The sequence below is a fragment of the Erythrobacter sp. Dej080120_24 genome (assembly GCF_036322605.1).
Lineage (GTDB): Bacteria > Pseudomonadota > Alphaproteobacteria > Sphingomonadales > Sphingomonadaceae > Erythrobacter > Erythrobacter aurantius.
Map to the genome: position 1 here is coordinate 2156269 of NZ_AP027262.1, position 15216 is coordinate 2171484.

General features: G+C 60.4%; 15 protein-coding genes. 6 read left to right on the top strand and 9 right to left on the bottom strand.

Translation table 11 applies throughout. The annotated features are described in order from the left end of the window. Positions 1 to 7 precede the first annotated feature (7 nt). Positions 8 to 1234: an exo-beta-N-acetylmuramidase NamZ family protein gene (locus AABA34_RS10325; RefSeq protein WP_338304729.1), complete on the top strand. Its 1227-nt coding sequence runs from the start codon at positions 8 to 10 to the stop codon at positions 1232 to 1234. Here the strand turns inward: AABA34_RS10325 and AABA34_RS10330 are convergent. Both AABA34_RS10330 and AABA34_RS10335 read right to left on the bottom strand, forming a co-directional pair. Continuing rightward, positions 1231 to 1977 carry a hypothetical protein gene (locus tag AABA34_RS10330; RefSeq protein ID WP_338302537.1) on the bottom strand — a complete coding sequence of 249 codons (747 nt, stop codon included), beginning with the start codon at positions 1975 to 1977 and terminating at the stop codon, positions 1231 to 1233. The genes AABA34_RS10325 and AABA34_RS10330 overlap by 4 nt on opposite strands. A 1-nt stretch (position 1978) precedes the next feature. Continuing rightward, positions 1979 to 3163 (bottom strand): vWA domain-containing protein, encoded by a 1185-nt coding sequence (locus AABA34_RS10335; protein ID WP_034954008.1) that lies wholly within the window; start codon positions 3161 to 3163, stop codon positions 1979 to 1981. 136 nt (positions 3164 to 3299) lie between these two features. On the opposite strand from AABA34_RS10335, the gene AABA34_RS10340 reads away from it, so the two are divergent. After that, the gene (locus tag AABA34_RS10340; protein WP_338302538.1) at positions 3300 to 4700 is read left to right on the top strand and encodes a methyl-accepting chemotaxis protein; all 1401 of its coding nucleotides are present in this window, start codon (positions 3300 to 3302) and stop codon (positions 4698 to 4700) included. A gap of 9 nt (positions 4701 to 4709) precedes the next feature. Here the strand turns inward: AABA34_RS10340 and AABA34_RS10345 are convergent, their stop codons facing one another. The 7 genes from AABA34_RS10345 to AABA34_RS10375 form a co-directional block, all read right to left on the bottom strand. Further along, a complete protein-coding gene (locus tag AABA34_RS10345; protein ID WP_034954012.1) occupies positions 4710 to 5579 on the bottom strand; it encodes an AAA family ATPase in 870 nt (289 codons plus the stop codon). 81 nt (positions 5580 to 5660) lie between these two features. After that, positions 5661 to 6971: a serine hydrolase gene (locus tag AABA34_RS10350; protein ID WP_338302539.1), complete on the bottom strand. Its 1311-nt coding sequence runs from the start codon at positions 6969 to 6971 to the stop codon at positions 5661 to 5663. 40 nt (positions 6972 to 7011) lie between these two features. Further along, the gene (locus AABA34_RS10355) at positions 7012 to 7587 is read right to left on the bottom strand and encodes a hypothetical protein (RefSeq protein WP_338302540.1); all 576 of its coding nucleotides are present in this window, start codon (positions 7585 to 7587) and stop codon (positions 7012 to 7014) included. Beyond that, positions 7584 to 8108 (bottom strand): RNA polymerase sigma factor, encoded by a 525-nt coding sequence (locus AABA34_RS10360; protein WP_338302541.1) that lies wholly within the window; start codon positions 8106 to 8108, stop codon positions 7584 to 7586. Before AABA34_RS10360 ends, AABA34_RS10355 begins: the two co-directional genes overlap by 4 nt. A gap of 60 nt (positions 8109 to 8168) precedes the next feature. Then, positions 8169 to 8531, bottom strand: a complete 363-nt coding sequence (locus AABA34_RS10365; RefSeq protein WP_034954019.1) for a hypothetical protein — start codon at positions 8529 to 8531, stop codon at positions 8169 to 8171. Further along, complete coding sequence (parE, locus tag AABA34_RS10370) at positions 8528 to 10516, bottom strand: DNA topoisomerase IV subunit B (protein ID WP_338302542.1); 1989 nt, start codon at positions 10514 to 10516, stop codon at positions 8528 to 8530. Before parE ends, AABA34_RS10365 begins: the two co-directional genes overlap by 4 nt. Positions 10517 to 10579: 63 nt before the next feature. Further along, on the bottom strand, positions 10580 to 11791 hold the full coding sequence (locus tag AABA34_RS10375) for a penicillin-binding protein activator (RefSeq protein ID WP_338302543.1): 1212 nt from the start codon (positions 11789 to 11791) through the stop codon (positions 10580 to 10582). A gap of 38 nt (positions 11792 to 11829) precedes the next feature. Between AABA34_RS10375 and rsmI the strand changes: the two genes are divergently transcribed. From rsmI to AABA34_RS10395, 4 genes are all read left to right on the top strand, one after another. Further along, entirely contained in the window at positions 11830 to 12687 is an 858-nt protein-coding gene (gene rsmI, locus AABA34_RS10380) for a 16S rRNA (cytidine(1402)-2'-O)-methyltransferase (RefSeq protein WP_338302544.1), read from the top strand. Continuing rightward, positions 12684 to 13040 (top strand): YraN family protein, encoded by a 357-nt coding sequence (locus AABA34_RS10385; RefSeq protein WP_338302545.1) that lies wholly within the window; start codon positions 12684 to 12686, stop codon positions 13038 to 13040. Before rsmI ends, AABA34_RS10385 begins: the two co-directional genes overlap by 4 nt. A gap of 8 nt (positions 13041 to 13048) precedes the next feature. Continuing rightward, complete coding sequence (gene gshB / locus AABA34_RS10390; protein WP_338302546.1) at positions 13049 to 14002, top strand: glutathione synthase; 954 nt, start codon at positions 13049 to 13051, stop codon at positions 14000 to 14002. Positions 14003 to 14106: 104 nt separating this feature from the next. Further along, the gene (locus tag AABA34_RS10395; RefSeq protein WP_338302547.1) at positions 14107 to 14742 is read left to right on the top strand and encodes a hypothetical protein; all 636 of its coding nucleotides are present in this window, start codon (positions 14107 to 14109) and stop codon (positions 14740 to 14742) included. Positions 14743 to 15216 lie beyond the last annotated feature (474 nt).

Below are 15216 nucleotides of genomic sequence, written 5' to 3' on the forward strand. Positions count from 1 at the left end.
AGCGGGCATGACTGGACGCGTAAAATTCGGAATAGACCGGCTTCTGGCCGATCGTGCCTTGCTGAACGAACTGGATGGCCGCAGGGTCGCTCTTGTCGCTCACCCTGCGAGCGTGACGGAGGGGCTGGTTCACAGCCTCGATGCGCTGATTGCCGCCGGGGTCAATGTGACCAGTGCGTTCGGCCCGCAACACGGGCTGAAAGGCGACAAGCAGGACAATATGGTCGAAACCGCGGACGAGATGGATCCGCATTACGGCATACCCATCTTCTCGCTTTATGGTGAAGTACGCCGTCCGACGGAGCAGATGATGTCGAGCGCGGATGTGTTCCTGTTCGACCTGCAGGACCTTGGTTGCCGCATCTACACCTTTGTCACCACGCTGCTTTACCTGCTGGAAGAGGCTGCCAAGGCGGGCAAGGAAGTCTGGGTGCTTGACCGCCCCAATCCCGCCGGTCGCCCGGTTGAAGGGACATTGCTGGTGCCGGGCCAGGAAAGCTTTGTCGGTGCCGCGCCGATGCCGATGCGCCACGGCCTCACCATGGGGGAGATGGGCCACTGGTTCATCGAGCATTTCAACCTCGACGTCACCTATAAGGTGGTGGCGATGAAGGGTTGGCAGCCTGACGCGGATAGCGGAGCGGTGGCGAGCGGTTTTGGCTGGCCGGCGTCGCGCATATGGATCAACCCGTCACCCAATGCCGCCAGCGTCAACATGGCGCGCTGTTATGCCGGGACGGTGATGCTTGAAGGAACCACCTTGTCAGAGGGCAGGGGGACCACCCGCCCTCTGGAGGTGCTGTTCGGCGCGCCTGACGTGGATGCCAAGGCGGTCGCGAAGGAAATGCTCGCCCTCGCGCCGGATTGGTGCGCGGGTGTGCACATGCGTGATTGCTGGTTCGAACCGACCTTCCACAAACACGCGGGCAAGCTCTGCAACGCGCTGATGATGCACGCCGAAGGCCCGGATTACGATCATGACGCCTTCAAGCCGTGGCGGATGCAGGCATTGGCGTTCAAGGCTATCCGGCGGCTGTACCCGTCTTACGATTTGTGGCGCGATTTCCCCTATGAATACGAACTCGACAGGCTCGCCATCGACGTGATCAACGGCGGCCCTTCGCTGCGCGAATGGGTCGACAATCCGGATGCCGCACCCGATGATCTGGACGGGTTGGCGTCAGCCGACGAAGCGGCGTGGGTGCAGATGGTGCGGGGTCACTTGCTGTACTAATCGCTAGCGGACGGCTGTGACCACTGTTCCTCGCCCGGAAACGGGTATCGCAAGCTTACTGCCCACTTTTGACCGTCGATTTCGACGGCACCACGCTCTCGCCTTGTACCAAGAAAGGCAAACAATTCTTCACTATGGGCGCTCGGAAAGAAGATGCTGAATGAATTGCCTCGACGCACTGTTCTTGCGTCGTTGATCCCAGGCCAATCGCGTTGCCAAACGATAGATTCTTCGGGCGCATATTCATACGGCCAGATCATCACTTCGATGAAATCTGGGATCCAAGGCTCCGCGTCCGTCACTCGGAATTCGCGCAAAACCTTTATCATTCGCAAAAGCGGATCGTCCCCGGACGGAGCATTACGCCAACGAGACACCGCTCCATACGCCCAAACCGCACGCTTCTCTCGGAAATCGTAAATGATCGAACTTGGTTGGTCGCTCGCGGTCAGGTATTCAGTGTAGGGCTCGAGGCCATTTAGCTCGATTGCCCCCTCGATTTCTGCGCGTTGCTCGTCATCCAGTTTCGATCTGCGATAACCTTCCGAAGTCCGGAAGATCACGGTACCATCGGCATAGAGAGCGAACTGCGGAGAATCAGATCCGATTACCATCAACCAAGGATTGGTTTCGATATAAACGATAACCGGTTGCGCAGTATCTGCAGGGGTTTGCGCAATGCTTGACTGGGCCGCGAACAGGTTCAGCAAGACAGTTAAGATCCCTGCAAGCAGCGTTCTCAACTCAATGCCCCTGCTTGCGGCTCAGCTCCCGCATGGCATCGTCCAGACCGTCGAGTGTCAGCGGATACATCCGGTCATTCATCAGCTGCTTGAGCATCTTGGTCGACTGCGAATAGCCCCATTGCTTTTCCGGAACGGGGTTCAGCCACACTGCTGCGGGATAGGTGTCCGTCACGCGCTTCATCCAGACGGCGCCGGCTTCTTCGTTCATGTGTTCGACGCTGCCGCCCGCATGGGTGATCTCATAGGGGCTCATCGCCGCATCGCCGACGAACACGATCTTGTAGTCATGGCCGTATTTGTGGAGCACGTCCCATGTCTTGGTACGTTCCTGCCAGCGGCGCTTGTTGTCCTTCCATACGCCTTCATACAGGCAGTTGTGGAAGTAGAAGAATTCGAGGTTCTTGAACTCCGCCGTCGCCGCGCTGAACAGTTCCTCGACCAGCTTGATGAAAGGGTCCATTGACCCGCCGACATCCAGGAACAGCAGCAGTTTGACCGCATTGCGGCGTTCGGGCCGCATCTTGATGTCGAGCCAGCCCTGCTTCGCGGTGCCTTCGATCGTGGCGTCGATATCAAGCTGATCCGGATTGCCCTCGCGCGCGAACCGGCGCAGGCGGCGCAGCGCCATCTTGATGTTGCGCGTGCCCAGTTCCTTGGTGTTGTCGAGGTTCTTGAACTCGCGCTTTTCCCACACCTTGACGGCGCGCTTGTGCCGACTTTCGCCACCGATCCGCACGCCTTCGGGATTGTAGCCGGAATTGCCGAAAGGGGAGGTGCCGCCGGTTCCGATCCACTTGTTGCCGCCCTGGTGGCGCTTTTCCTGTTCTTCGAGCCGCTTCTTCAGCGTCTCCATGATCTCGTCCCAGTCGCCCAGCTTTTCAATCGCGGCCATTTCCTCTTCGGTGAGGAATTTCTCGGCCACGGCTTTCAGCCAGTCTTCGGGGATATCGACGGGGTTCTGGCCGTAATCGGTCATGATCCCCTTGAAGACCTTGTGGAACACCTGATCGAAGCGATCGAGCATCCCTTCGTCCTTCACGAAAGTCGCCCGCGACAGATAATAGAACGCCTCGGGCGTCTGCTCGATAACGTCCTTGTCCAGCGCTTCGAGCAGGGTGAGATGCTCCTTGAAGCTTGCCCCGATGCCCGCTGCGCGCAGTTCGTCGATGAAGTTGAAAAACATGGCGCAGTCCTAAACCCGGCAACGGGGATTTACCAGTCCCACAATCGAGAGTGCGCAGCCCCGATTTCACCCGCGGATTTAAAGCTTCGCTAACCATATCGGGGCTAGGGCAGTCGCAAACAGGGGACTGATCCGAATGCAGAATATCGCCATCGACACCGCCAATGCCCGCGCACTGGACAAGATCCCGGAGAAATGCGGCGCTGTCACGGTCGGTTGCACCGATGTTGCCGGCGTTGTCGAAGCAGTTATCCGCTCGTCCGAAGTGCTGCGCGAAGAGCATGAAGCGCTGCGCGGCACAGTGAAGGCTCTGGAAGCCGATCAGAACAAGGTTGCCGAAGCGAGCGACGAGGCTCGCCTCCTTTCCGAACGGGCGATCGAGCGACTGGGGGAGGGTACTGCCCTGATCCAGTCTTCGCTTGGCCAGATCGCGTCCCTGCTCGATCTGGTTGATGCGCTGGGCCAGCATGTCACCAGTTTCTCCGCCGCGATGGAGCAGGTGCGCCGCAGCGCCAAGGACATCGAGGATATCGCGGAGACGACCAACATCCTCGCGCTGAATGCCACGATCGAGGCAATGCGCGCCGGGGATGCTGGCCGTACCTTCGCCGTGGTCGCCAGCGAGGTGAAAAGCCTCGCCAACGATACGCGCAAGGCGACGGTCGAAATCGCTCAGACCATCGACGCATTGGGTGAAGAAGCAAGCGTGGTGATCGGCAGAATCGAAGAAGGTGCTCGCGCCAGCGGCGATGCCAAGGAATCGGTCGCCCGGATCGAGAACACGATCGCCAGCGTTGGCGATCTGGTGGAAGAGGTCGACAAGCAGAACGACGTCATCGCCCGCTCTACCGGCACGATCAGCAATCATGTCGATGCCGTGCAGAAAGTGCTGATCAGTTTCGACGAGGCCGCGCGCACCAATGAAGAGCAGCTTCAGGGCGCGCACGCGCGCATGGAAGAGCTGGAAATGACGGCGAGCGAAATGTTCGATTCGCTGGTGCAGGCCGGGCTCAGCCCGCAGGACAGCGTGATGGTGGAGAAAGCGCAGGATGCAGCCCGCGAACTCGCCGAACTTACCGAGGCTGCGATTGCGCGCGGCGAATTGTCAGCGAACGACCTGTTCGATCAGGATTACGTTCCGATCCCCGACAGCAACCCGCAGCGTTATCGCACCGGCCTAAACGATTGGGCTGATCGCAACTGGCAGCCATTGCTGGATGCGGCGAAGGATTCCGATCCTGCCATCAGCGCCGCCGCCTGCACCGATACCAAAGGCTTCCTGCCGACGCACATCAGCGAGATGGCCCGCAAGCCGACCGGCGATATCGTGCACGACACCAAATACTGCCGCAACGGCCGGATCCTGTTCGACCCAATCGACAAGAAAGCCAAATCCAGCACCGCGCCTTACATGATGGCGGTCTATCGCCAGGAAGGCGACGGGCGCCAGTACCGGGTCGTGCGCAACGTCTACGTCCCGCTGATTATCAACGGCCGTCGCTGGGGTGATTTCGAGGTGGCTTACAGCTTCCGCTGATAACAGCGATCAACTCGGATTACGGCGCGCCATGAAGGCTAGCCGTTCGAACAGCATCACGTCCTGCTCATTCTTCAGCAGCGCGCCATGCAGCGGCGGGATCGCGCTGTTGGGGTTGCTGTCCTGCAGTACGTCGAGCGGCATGTCTTCGTTCAGCAACAGCTTGAGCCAGTCGAGCAGTTCGCTGGTTGACGGCTTCTTCTTCAAGCCCGGCACTTCGCGCAGTTCGTAGAAGATATCCATCGCCTTCTTCACCAGCGTCTTCTGGATGCCGGGGAAGTGCACGTCGATGATGGCCTGCATTGTCTCGCGATCAGGGAACTTGATGTAGTGGAAGAAGCAGCGGCGCAGGAATGCGTCGGGCAATTCCTTTTCATTGTTCGACGTGATGACGACGATCGGGCGTTCCTTCGCCTCGATCCGCTCCTGCGTTTCGTAAACGTCGAAGCTCATGCGGTCGAGTTCCTGCAACAGGTCGTTGGGGAACTCGATGTCGGCCTTGTCGATCTCGTCGATCAGCAGCACGGGCAGTTCGGGGCTGGTGAAGGCTTCCCACAGCTTGCCCTTTTTGATGTAGTTGCGGATGTCATGGACCCGCTCATCACCCAACTGACCATCACGAAGGCGCGCAACCGCGTCGTATTCGTAGAGACCCTGCTGCGCCTTGGTGGTCGACTTGATGTTCCATTCGATCAGCGGTGCGTTGATCGCCTTGGAGATTTCGTGCGCAAGGACCGTTTTACCGGTGCCTGGTTCGCCCTTGACCAACAACGGCCGGCGCAGAGTCACCGCAGCGTTTACGGCGACTTTCAGATCATCGGTCGCGATGTAGTTGCTGGTGCCTTCAAAACGCTGCGTATCGGTCGTGTTGTCGCTCATGGGTTTCCCTTCGAGACTGAAAATTCAAGCGACGCGATACGGGGCGCGAGGGCAGCGCGCAAGGGGCAACCACCTCTCGCTTTAGCGAGGGAGGGCGAGCATCCGCTGGGCGATCAGTTCCAGCGCATTCTGGTCGACATTGGCATCGTCATTGCGCCAGCTGAGGATAAGCGCGTGGTCCCGGCCTTGCTGGTCGGTCAAAAGCCAGGTGAGGTTTAGCACGCCGGGCTCCGACCCGCCCTTGTATCCGGCATAGGTCCAGTTACTGCGGGCGTTTTCAGGCAGGTTTGGGCTGATCGCCATGATTTCGAAAGCTCTTGGATCGGCGGTGCGACGCATGAAGCGCATCAGCCCAGCAAGATCGCGCGCGCTGGCAAACCACTCGACATCCAGCGCGACTGGTCCCCCAGAAAACGCAGCCTGCACAGTGCTCATCGGCAGGACGGGTTCGTCTATCCCTTCAAGGATTTGGTTGCGGACATCGGAGTCGGCTTCCCTGTAGGTGCGCAACCTGCCTTCGGGCCCCGCCTTCAGCAGAAACATGTCGCGTGTCTTCAGGAACGGATCGTTGAGGTCTGGGCTGGAATGCCCGCTGTCGACAACTGCCTGAAGCACGGCATCGCGTCCCAGCACATCGATCAACGTATCGGTGGCGGTGTTGTCGCTGATCGAGAGCATAAGGCTTGCCAGAGTTTCCAGCGTCACCGCCGCTCCCTTCGGCCAATCTTGCATCATGCCGCTAGGGAAGCTGCGCGCATCGCCGAGGTTCACGACATCGCCCCATGCGCGCTTTCCTGCTGCAATGTCCCGGGCGAGGGCGGCCATGACATAAAGCTTGAAGGTTGAGCCGAGTGGCATCTGCTCGCTGGCACGGTCCGCGATCACGGGGGCTGACGGTTCTTCAATCGCACCGAACCACCAACTGACTTCTCCCGGCAGGTTCGCAAGGTCAGCCTCGATCTTGGCCGGGCTGTCGTCAATCGCGTCGAAGCTCTGGAAAAGCAGCTCGCTGACTCGGTTTTCGGACGTAGGATCAATCGCGATTCCGCCGCGGGCGATGGCCTTTTCCATCCGGATCGCAAGGGTGGCGCGGGTGCCACCGGGTGGGTCGAGACTTTCGACCGCGATTGCCTTGCCGAATTGCCCCGTTAGTTGAGCCGAAATTGCTGCGAATTGGGCGGGCGGAACCGCGTTAAGAAATGCCTCGCTGAAGACCTCCTGTGGCTCCAATTCGCCATTCACCAGCGCAACGATCTGTTCGGCACGAAATTCGAGCGCGCTTTGTTCATCCGTCTGCGCGACAGGCGGAGGCACGTCTTGAGCATCAGCAGGAACGGCAAGGGCCAGCGCCGGTGCAGCCAGCATGACGAGAAAAAGCTTCGATTTCATCATGATCCTCCGTGGGGACGAGACTCTAGGGAGATGGGCGGCATCAAGCCAGCGCGTCGATCTCTTCGATCTTGCGCCGGAGCGATCGGGCGGCGATCCAGTTGGCAAGCGCGATAACGCCGAACAGGCCAATGGTCGCCACAACCGGCCAGGCTATTCCCCGCAAGGCTTCAACCCAGCCCGTCACCTCGGCGGTGCCCAGAGTGACCGCGATGTAGAACAGCGCCCACCCGGGGATCAGCGGGCCGAGATACCACTTGGGTACGTCCCGCAAGGCTTCGAACTGGCGTTCGTATTGGCGGCGCAGGTGCAACACGCAAGGGTCTTCGGGACGACGATCCAGATTGCTCGCGCGGCGACGCAGTCCCAACAGCACAATCACAGCACCGACCACCGTGAGAGCCATCGACAGCGCAATCAGCCATTCGCCTTTGAAGGCGGCTCCTGCGGACGAGGCCGTGAACAGTACAATCACAAACGCGCCCGCCGCATATTCGATCAGGTTGCGGCGACGGATCGTGCGCTCGAACTTCGATGCGCGGGCCGCGCAGGTGGCGGGATCGCTGAAAGAGGCTTCGCTGGCGGCATTCTGCCAGGCGGGGAAGGGGGGGAGGCTCATGCCTTGGCTCCTTTGTCTGTCGGTTGTTCGAAATGTCCGGCGAGCAGCGCCTTGATCCGATGGACGCGCGTGGCGACGGCTCCGGATGACAGGCCGGTGATTTCCGCGATTTCGGCTGCGCTCTCACCTTCTAGCCACAGAACGATGGTTTGCGCGTCGACCGGGGGCAGGGCGCGGATCAACTGGGCGACCTGTTGCAGCACCAGTGCTTCGGCAGCATCGCTTTCGGGATTTCCCGCCGCCGGAAGGGCATCGATCTCTTCCAGCGGAACCTTTTTCGGGCCGCGCGTCGCCTTGCTCACATGATCGGCCGCGACATTGTGCGCGACGCGGTAAACCCAGGTCTTCAGCGCACAGTCCCCCTTGAACCGGGCAAGGCTGGTCCAGAGCGCGCAGTGCATTTCCTGTTCGAGATCGCGCGCCTTTTCAGCATCGCGCTCCACCGCTCGGGCGAGACGCGCAAGGGCAGGGGCAAATTCCTCGCCTGCCTGCCGGTAAAGCTGATCGACTGTCTGTGTCATGCCCCCCTTAGTCTGGTACGCGCCGAATTTCTTACGCGGTCGGGGCAGAAAAATCCCGGATCAGGTCCTGCTCGCCGCCGCAAAAGCGAACAGCGCGAACCAGAACAGCAGCATCAGGACAGTTGCCACGCGCCAGCCCATCCCGGCTTTCCCCATGCCGCGCTGCCACGTCCATGCGCCGATGGCGCCGCTCGACATTGCAGTCAGGGCAATCGTCAGCCACCCGCTCTTGCCAATCAGGACGAGGAACAGGAAGCCGGTCAGGAAAATCTGCGCAAACAGCGCGCCCGTAAACCAGACGATCGGAACCGGGCGATAGCTGCCATCGGGAATGTCCCAATCGGGCAGCTGTACATCGGGCCGCGATATGCGGCGATCACCGTAGACGATGTCTTCCTCGCGCGGGTCCTTGTAATCGGTCACGCGTCGATCATGTCGCGGTCCATTTCGCCCGCGCGGTTCTGGATGAAGTTGAAGCGGTGTTCCGGATTGCGGCCCATCAGCTGATCGACCAATTCCTTTACGCTGGCGCGCTGCTCGAATTCATGCGGCAGGGTGATGCGGATCAGACTGCGCGTATCAGGGTTCATGGTGGTTTCGCGCAATTGTTGCGGGTTCATTTCGCCTAGGCCCTTGAACCGTGAAACGTCGACCTTCTTGCCCTTGAAAACCGTTTCTTCAAGCTCGGCCCGGTGCGCATCGTCACGGGCGTAACGGCTCTCCTTGCCGGAGGTCAGCTTGTAGAGCGGCGGCTGCGCGAGATAGAGCCGCCCGTCACGCACGATTTCCGCCATTTCCTGAAAGAAGAAGGTCATCAGCAACGTCGCGATATGGGCGCCGTCGACATCTGCGTCAGTCATGATGATGATGCGATCATACCGCAGATCTGACGGATCGCAGTCCTTGCGCGTGCCGCAGCCCATGGCGAGCGTCAGGTCGGCAATTTCGGAATTGGCGCGGATCTTGTCGGCGGTGGCGCTGGCGACGTTCAAGATCTTGCCGCGGATTGGCAGAATGGCCTGCGATTTCCGATCGCGTGCCTGCTTCGCGCTGCCGCCTGCCGAATCCCCTTCGACGATGAACAGTTCGGTTTCACGGTCGCCTTCGCCGCTGCAATCGGTCAGCTTGCCCGGCAGACGCAGCTTCTTCGCATTGGTCGCGGTCTTGCGCTTGATCTCGCGTTCCTGCTTGCGCTTCAGGCGCTCGTCCATGCGCTCCATCACCTCGCCCAGAAGCGCCTTGCCGCGCTCCATATTGTCGGTGAGGAAATGGTCGAAATGATCGCGCACCGCCGCTTCGACTAGGCGTGCGGCCTCGGGCGATGTCAGGCGGTCCTTGGTCTGTGACTGGAATTGCGGATCGCGAATGAATACGGACAGCATTACTTCCGCCCCGGTCATCACGTCATCGGCGGTGATGTCCTTGGCCTTCTTCGCGCCAACCAGCTCACCGAACGCGCGCAGCCCTTTGGTCAATGCGCCGCGCAGGCCCTGTTCATGCGTACCGCCATCGGGTGTCGGTACGGTGTTGCAGTACCAGCTGGTCGAACCGTCCGAATAGAGCGGCCAGGCAATCGCCCATTCCACCCGGCCTTGGGTCGTGCCATCCTGCTCCGGGAAGTCCTGCCGTCCGGCAAAAGGCTGTGCGGTGACGCATTCACGAGTGCCAACCTGCTCGGCCAAGTGATCGGCAAGGCCGCCGGGGAATTTGAAGACTGCCTCGGCGGGGACTTCCTCGCTGGCGAGGCCTTCCGCGCATTTCCAGCGGATTTCCACCCCTGCGAACAGATAGGCCTTTGACCGGGCGAGTTTGAACAGGCGCGCTGGCTTGAAATTGCGATCGCCGAAGATTTCGATGTCGGGGGTGAAGGTGACGCTGGTGCCGCGCCGGTTCGGCGCCGCGCCAATGACCTCAATCGGGCCGAGCGTCTGGCCTTTGGAGAATTCCTGCGCGTAAAGCTGCTTGTCACGTGCCACTTCGACGCGGGTGTGCGACGACAGCGCGTTGACAACGCTGATGCCCACGCCGTGAAGGCCGCCGCTGGTGGCATAGGCCTTGCCAGAGAATTTGCCGCCCGAATGCAGGGTTGAAAGGATCACTTCCAGCGTGGACTTGCCCGGAAATTTGGGGTGCTCGTCCACGGGAATGCCGCGACCGTTATCGGTGATGGTCAGCCGGTTGCATTCGTCGAGGCGCACCTCGATCCGGTTCGCATGGCCCGCGACCGCTTCGTCCATAGCGTTGTCGAGTACTTCGGCAGCGAGATGGTGGAACGCGCGATCATCGGTCCCGCCGATATACATGCCAGGGCGGCGGCGCACCGGTTCGAGCCCTTCGAGAACTTCGATGGACGAGGAATCATAATCGCCGCTGGATGTGGGCGTGTTTGCAAACAGGTCTTCGGACATGTTCCCGCTATAGGCCCGCGCGGCGAATTCTCACAAGCTTGCCGCGCGGGTTTTGCGCCGGTTTCACCCGCCGAAACTGCTCGGTGCAGGATCGACAGCGATAACCTGATTGCCGCTCACTTGCCGCACCTCCAAAGCGCGTTCGGCAATACCGTCGCGGCCGAAACGGAACGGGCCGTCAACGCCCAGGAAACCGCCACGATCATACAGGCGATCCTGCGGGAAATCGCTGCCCACCCGCCAATCGCGCGCGATGCGCAACGTCAGCAGTACCGCGTCATAGCCAAGCGTGGCGATGCGATAGGGTTTCGTCCCAAAGCGTGTTTCATAGCTGTCGGAGAACCGCCGGAAGCGGCCATCGGACACCGCCGAAAACAGCGCGCCGTTGATCGAACCGGCTCGCGTCAAGTTGGACTCACCGCTCCACAATTCGGTGCCGAGAATACGCACGCCTTCGGCGCCGTCAGCGCGAAGTTCACCGCCAGCCTGGATCGCAAGCCGCGCTCCGTCGGCGATCAGGACGGTGTCATAGCCTCCCCTTGTGCGCAGCCGCTGGGCCGCGCCGACAATAGAGGTATTGCCGCGTGCGTAGCGTTCAAACGCGACCAGATTGCCGCCGTAATCGCGCAGCGAATTGGTGAGCGCGCTATAGGAACGCTGGCCGTAATCTCCTTCGGGCAGCAGCGCGCCGAAATTGTTGGAGCCATTGCGCCGGGCGTATTCGATCGAGCGGCGGATCGATTGTTCCGGGATGTGGCCCATCACGAAGACATCGGCACTCGCGATGCTTGTATCGTTGGAGAAGGCGATAGCCGGGACGCTGGCCGGACGCGCCGCGCTTTGCACCGCAGCCACATTTTCCGAAAGGAGCGGGCCAAGGATCAGCTTGTTGCCATCCGCAATCGCCTGACGCGCAGCCGCAGCCGCCCCACGCGAAGTGTCATAAGTGGTGATGCGGAGGTTGTCGGCATTGGTATCAAGCAGCGCCATCGTTGTCGCATTGGCGAGCGATTGGCCAACCTCGGCGGCGCTGCCAGACAGCGGTACCAGCAGGGCCACGCGGTGCCGGGTGGAATCGGTGGGCAGGGCGGTCGGTGTGGGTTCCGGCGTCGCTTCCGGCACGGGAACTGTCGCAACCGTTTCGGTCTTGGGGATCACCTGACACCCGGCAAGCAGCGCGGCGGTTGCAGCCACGGCCAGATTGCGCCGGTTGAGCATCGCGGCAGCCTTGCGCAGCCAGCGCGCCTCCGAAAGCGATTGCATTGTAAGCTTCATTCTTGCCGACCCCTCGTCGCTGCTTCATTACACGCGGCGTGAACACACCGTCTTCTGAATCCGTACCCGTCAAAGCACTTGATCCGGGTCTCTATATTGTCGCGACGCCGATTGGCAATCTTGGCGACATAACGATGCGTGCTGTCGACGTATTGCGCAATGTGAGCGTGATTGCCTGTGAAGACACCCGGGTGACGGGCAAATTGCTCAAGGCAATTGAGGCAAAGACGCGGATGCAGCGGTATGACGATCATGCATCGGAGGATGTCAGGCGCCGCCTTGTCGAGCTTGCGGCGCGCGAGCCTGTCGCACTTGTCAGCGATGCAGGCACGCCGCTTGTTTCGGATCCCGGATACCGCCTGGTGCGCGAAGCACGGGCTGCCGGGGTTGCAGTCACAAGCCTGCCCGGGCCTTGCGCGGCGGTGGCAGGGTTGACACTTTCCGGCCTTCCCAATGACCGCTTTCTGTTCGCCGGGTTCCTGCCGGCAAAAGACAAGGCGCGCGGCGATGTGCTGGAGCAATTGGGCGGGATCGACGCCACGCTGGTATTCTACGAAACCGGTCCGCGACTGGTGCGGAGCCTGAACGCGATGGCTGAGGCATGGCCCCGGCGAGAGATCGCGGTCGCGCGCGAGATCACGAAATTGCATGAGGAATGCCGGACAGGCACGCCTGCCGATCTGATCAGGCATTACACTGCCCATCCGCCCAAAGGCGAGATCGTGCTGCTGGTTGGTCCTCCAGCGGAAGATGCCGCAGTCCATGATTCAGATGCCATGCTGCGCGATGCCTTGTCGGAGATGAGCGCGAGCAAGGCGGCGGGCAAGGTTGCCAAGCTGACCGGGCTGGACCGGCAGGAACTTTATGCCCGCGCAGTAGAGATGAAATCGCAATGAGCGAAAAGCGCGTCATTGCAGACCGGAAAGGGCGAGAAGGTGAGGCCCAAGCGGCGCAATGGCTGATGCAGCAGGGCTGGCAGGTGGTCGCCGAGCGCCTCAAAACAAAGCTTGGCGAGATTGACCTGATCGCCCGCAAGCCCGGTATCGTCGCCTTCATCGAGGTAAAGTGGCGCAAGCGTGCAAGCGATCTCGACACGGCCATCGACGAACACCGCCTTTCCCGCGTCGCCGCCGCGGTTGAGGCTGTCGCGCACGAATATGCCAAGGACGGCGAAGACATTTCGATCGACGTCATACTCCTTGCACCCGGCAGCAAGCCACGCCACATCCCCAACGCCTGGATGCCTTAGGAAATCACATGTCCCTGAAAATCGCGGTCCAGATGGACCCCATCGAATCCATCAACATCAAGGGCGACAGCAGTTTCGCGCTGATGCTCGCCGCGCAGGAACGCGGGTATGAGGTGTTCGAATACCATGTCGAAAGCCTGACGCTCGATGCGGATGACCGGCTCTATGCGCAATGCTTCCCGGTGAAGGTGCGGCGCGTGGTGGGCGACCATTTCGAAAAGGGCGAGGTGCAGCGGCTTGATCTGGGGCGCGATATCGACGTGGTGCTGATGCGGCAGGACCCGCCGTTCCACATGGGCTATATCACCGCCACCCATCTGCTTGAGCGGATCAAGGACGAAACATTGGTGGTCAACGATCCCGCCAATGTCCGCAACGCGCCGGAAAAGGTGATGGTGCTCGATTACCGCCGCTTCATGCCGCCCACGCTTGTAACCCGCAGCGTGGACGAAGTGCGCCGCTTCATGGCCGAACATGGCGCGGTGGTGGTGAAGCCGATCCACGGCAATGGCGGCAAGGCGATTTTCCGTGTGCCCGAAAGCGGCGACAACCTGACGGCGTTGTTCGAGGTGTTCAACCAGACCTGGCCCGAACCGCACATGGTCCAGCCCTTCCTCCCCGAAGTGGCCGAGGGCGATAAGCGCATCGTTCTGATCGATGGTGAGATTGCGGGCGCGATCAACCGTATTCCGGGCAAGGGCGAGTTCCGGTCAAACCTCGCCATGGGCGGCAGCGCGCAGAAAACGGGGCTAACCGAGCGCGAGGTGGAAATTTGCGAAGCCCTGGGCCCGGATCTGAAGCGCCTCGGCCTGACCTTTGTCGGGATCGACGTGATCGGCGGCAAATGGCTGACCGAAATCAATGTGACCTCGCCCACCGGGATCGTCGCGATTAGCGAGTTTGACGTAACCGACCTGCCGGGGATGATCTGGGACGCGATTGAGGCGCGGTTGCAGCTGTAAGCGCGAATTCAATCGGGCTTTTCCGGAACGCAAGAAGCTGGTTTCATTGCGAGCTTGAGCTTTCAGTTGCATCGCCCGGCGAGGGCCGGGTATCGTCGGGTGCGATGGACAATTCATCGGAAGTCGGTTTCTTGCCGGTCGTCTGTGTGATTGGCAGCTGGTCATCCGGAACCACAGCGGTAACCGGTTTTCTGGCTCGACTTGGCGCGTATTCCTGCCCACCGCATTTCCGGACCAACGATCCTTTGACGCCCGACAGTCATGAATCGATCGAACTGAGAAACCGGCTGCTCAGGATTTATGATGAGCAGACCTTGCAGCGGATAGGCCAGCCCGAATTGCTTTCGGCGTGGCTGCGGCCGTGGCTCGTTGAGGAGTCGGCCAAGGCAAGACGCCAAGGATGCACGCATATCGTTATCAAGCACCCTTTGCTCGCCACGCTCGTCAGCCTGCTGGTAGAGGTGTGCAACCCGACCTTTGTAGTGGTAACCAGGCCTTTGCCAGCCATTGAGCGAACCCGCCTAAGGCGGAACTGGCCTGAGGTGTACGGAGCGAAGGGAGCGCCCGCGATCTACTCCACCGCCTTGAATTGCCTTATTGATGCACAGCAAAGCTTCCTGACAATCGCCTTTGCCGATTTCCTTGCTTCACCTGCGACCCGGGATTTTCTCGTTCGGACGCTGGAACTAACTCCGAGCGAGAGCCAGCGGCAGTCAGCCGAAGCATGGCTGCGTCCGTAAGAAACGGCGGATTGTGGAGCGTTTGACGGGACCGAACTGCCGGGGATGATCTGGGATGCGATTGAGCGGCGATTGGGGTGACAGCTGGACCGAATTCCACCCAATTATTCTGATCGCACACCCGACGCGTTGATAAATTTAAGGACTTCGAACAGATCACGTGGATCGGTTTGAATTGTGACTACCTCACCGAACTGCGTCTGAATGATCAGTCGGTTTTCTTCCTGCTCTATGTTCCTGATGTTTAGGAACTTTATGCGCGAACCGAGGAACTCGAGGTGGTCATCGCTCAAAGATAGATATGGCCGTGCCAAGAGCGCCCACATAACTCTTCGACCCTTTGTCGCGCCGAGGAAGATTGGGTATATTATTGCGAACAAGTACACCAACCAAAACGGCATTTGAGCCCGTCCGGGCGTCTGCCTAGCAAGATTGATCTCACCTGTGGTTGCAAGTTCAAAAATTGGGAACGCC

Coding starts and splice junctions, on each gene's coding strand:
- AABA34_RS10335 (WP_034954008.1), bottom strand. CDS start 3,163: ATGTTTTTCAACTTCATCGACGAACTGCGCGCAGCGGGCATCGGGGCA.
- AABA34_RS10375 (WP_338302543.1), bottom strand. CDS start 11,791: ATGAAGCTTACAATGCAATCGCTTTCGGAGGCGCGCTGGCTGCGCAAG.
- AABA34_RS10395 (WP_338302547.1), top strand. CDS start 14,107: ATGGACAATTCATCGGAAGTCGGTTTCTTGCCGGTCGTCTGTGTGATT.
- AABA34_RS10340 (WP_338302538.1), top strand. CDS start 3,300: ATGCAGAATATCGCCATCGACACCGCCAATGCCCGCGCACTGGACAAG.
- AABA34_RS10355 (WP_338302540.1), bottom strand. CDS start 7,587: ATGAGCCTCCCCCCCTTCCCCGCCTGGCAGAATGCCGCCAGCGAAGCC.
- AABA34_RS10325 (WP_338304729.1), top strand. CDS start 8: ATGACTGGACGCGTAAAATTCGGAATAGACCGGCTTCTGGCCGATCGT.
- AABA34_RS10385 (WP_338302545.1), top strand. CDS start 12,684: ATGAGCGAAAAGCGCGTCATTGCAGACCGGAAAGGGCGAGAAGGTGAG.
- AABA34_RS10360 (WP_338302541.1), bottom strand. CDS start 8,108: ATGACACAGACAGTCGATCAGCTTTACCGGCAGGCAGGCGAGGAATTT.
- parE (WP_338302542.1), bottom strand. CDS start 10,516: ATGTCCGAAGACCTGTTTGCAAACACGCCCACATCCAGCGGCGATTAT.
- AABA34_RS10350 (WP_338302539.1), bottom strand. CDS start 6,971: ATGATGAAATCGAAGCTTTTTCTCGTCATGCTGGCTGCACCGGCGCTG.
- AABA34_RS10345 (WP_034954012.1), bottom strand. CDS start 5,579: ATGAGCGACAACACGACCGATACGCAGCGTTTTGAAGGCACCAGCAAC.
- gshB (WP_338302546.1), top strand. CDS start 13,049: ATGTCCCTGAAAATCGCGGTCCAGATGGACCCCATCGAATCCATCAAC.